This window comes from Acinetobacter brisouii (genome assembly GCF_008993995.1).
In the GTDB taxonomy this organism is placed as follows: Bacteria; Pseudomonadota; Gammaproteobacteria; order Pseudomonadales; family Moraxellaceae; genus Acinetobacter; species Acinetobacter brisouii_A.
In genome coordinates, this window is the sequence record NZ_BKNN01000142.1 from 1 (window position 1) to 2,121 (window position 2,121).

Here is a 2,121-nt window from a genome sequence, read left to right on the forward strand (position 1 = left end):
TGTATGAATGGCTCAACCAGCATCAACTGACGGTGCCATCGAGTTCTCCAACCGCCAAGGCCATCAATTACACTCTGAAGCGTTGGCCAGCTTTAAGCCGCTATCTGGATGATGGCAATCTACCGATTTGCAATAATTGGGTGGAAAACCAGGTGCGGCCTTGGGCGTTGGGACGTAAGAACTGGTTATTTGCAGGTTCGCTGCGTAGTGGTCAGCGAGCGGCAAACATCATGACTTTAATCCAGTCAGCAAAGCTGAATGGGCTGGATCCGTATGCCTATTTAAGTGATGTGCTGAAAAGATTGCCGACACATAAAGTGACCCAGATTGAAGAGTTACTGCCACACTGCTGGAAACCTAAATTGAATTAAAAATTGGTATGGGATTCAGCGGACGCTTACAGATAACTTTTTGTAATGTAGTCTTTTTACAATCAGGGACTATTTCTGTATAAACTCGACCATTCCTTTCAAATATTCCAAATACAGGTTGTTTTAAAGTACCTCGACCTCGCTTCAACTTCCCATGAAAACCACGTTGTCTTTTTGCCCTAAAATAGCTCTCATCAATTTCAATAGAACCTACAAACTTTGCTCTTAAATCTGTTTGATGATCGTAGATTGCTTTTCTAAAAAGCATGTACCAATAGTTGATGGTATTACGGTTCAAGTTAAGCAATAAGGCTGTTTTAGAAGCAGGAATATCAATGCAAAAGCACTGAATAATTTTTTAAATCTTATAGTGACTTAATTTACTGTTTTCTATCATGATTCTAGACTAACATATCTATTCTGCTAGTCTAGAGCCTTAATAAATAAGAGTATCCATGTCTATCCTCAACTTTACTTATTTTCAGATAGCAACCAATCGAGAGCACTTATTTTTACAATACCATTATAATTTGCTTCAGCCCCTATCGTGTCTAAGGTAAGTAAATATTTGGGATACGAATCAGAAATTTTCTGTAATGGACGTAACTCTCGGCTGAGTGTCTCCTCATTGAGCGTTTCTAATGCCACTTGATAATAAGTTAAATTCTGTAAAGTATCGACAGCAACAAAATCAATTTCATATTCATCAACACGCCCTACATAGACGGTATAACCTCGTCTGACAAGCTCAAGATAAATCACATTTTCTAAGATATGACCTTGATCAGCATTAGCATCAGGCAACATAATCCGGCGCAATCCGACATCAACTAAATAGTATTTTTCAGAGGATTGTAATAACTCACGCCCGCGTACTTTAAATTGTGCGGCACTATAAAATAACAAACTGTCCTGTAAGCCCTGAATATAGCGTTTTACTGTTTCAAATGAAATTTTAACCCCACTTGAAACAAAGGTATTTTTAATTTTATTGATAGAAATAGGTGAGCCTGTCACGCTTGCCAAATATCTTGCGACACGCTCGAGAGAGTTAATATCGGCAGTATTCAAACGGGGAATAACATCTTTAAACATTACACTGGCATAGACCGCTTGCAAGTAATCATAAGTTTCCTGCTGGCTAGTCATGGCAAGCGTATAAGGGAAACTACTGCGCGTATACATGGCATACAAATCACGATTGGATAATTGTTGGATGATCGGATTATTTTCAATATGCCACTGTTTAAACTCTTGGAATGACAAGGGTAAAACATGTTGTTCGATATAGCGCCCTGTAAGTAAAGTCGCAAGTTCTCCACTTAGAAAGAATGCATTTGAACCCGTAATATATAAATCGATATAGTCTCGAACATATAAAGAGTCGACTACTTTTTCAAAATTTTTAACATGTTGTATTTCATCTAAAAAAACATAGTTTTTCTTACTTTTATCAACTTTTGAAAGTACATAATCATGTAGTTTACGGTAATCGGTAAGTTCTTCAAATTCCATAAATTCAAAGTTGATAGCTATGATATTTTCGGCTTGTACACCCTGTGCTTTTAGATCTTGTTGGAACATTGCTAGCAAAGTAGATTTTCCAGAGCGACGTACACCTGAAAGTACTTTAATAAGATCACGATCTTGCCATGTATTCAGAAATTTTAAATAAGCATGACGTCGAATATTATTCTTTATCATTAATTACACTTCTACTCTAAAGTTTTAATAAATACTATCAAATTTT

2 protein-coding genes and 1 pseudogene are annotated in these 2,121 nt (G+C 36.7%); 1 reads left to right on the plus strand and 2 read right to left on the minus strand.

Annotated elements, in window-relative coordinates:
- Nucleotides 1–371 (plus strand): IS66 family transposase (locus GBN19_RS15240; RefSeq protein ID WP_151778681.1); only part of this gene is annotated, 371 nt, incomplete at its 5' end.
- 31 nt (nucleotides 372–402) lie between these two features.
- Here GBN19_RS15240 and GBN19_RS15245 read toward each other — a convergent pair.
- Together GBN19_RS15245 and GBN19_RS15250 are read right to left on the minus strand one after the other, a co-directional pair.
- Nucleotides 403–726 (minus strand): annotated as a pseudogene (locus GBN19_RS15245) (transposase); the annotation flags it as partial.
- Between the two features lie 116 nt (nucleotides 727–842).
- Nucleotides 843–2,075, minus strand: coding sequence for an ATP-binding protein (locus tag GBN19_RS15250; RefSeq protein ID WP_151778682.1), 1,233 nt, complete (start codon nucleotides 2,073–2,075; stop codon nucleotides 843–845).
- Nucleotides 2,076–2,121: the final 46 nt, after the last annotated feature.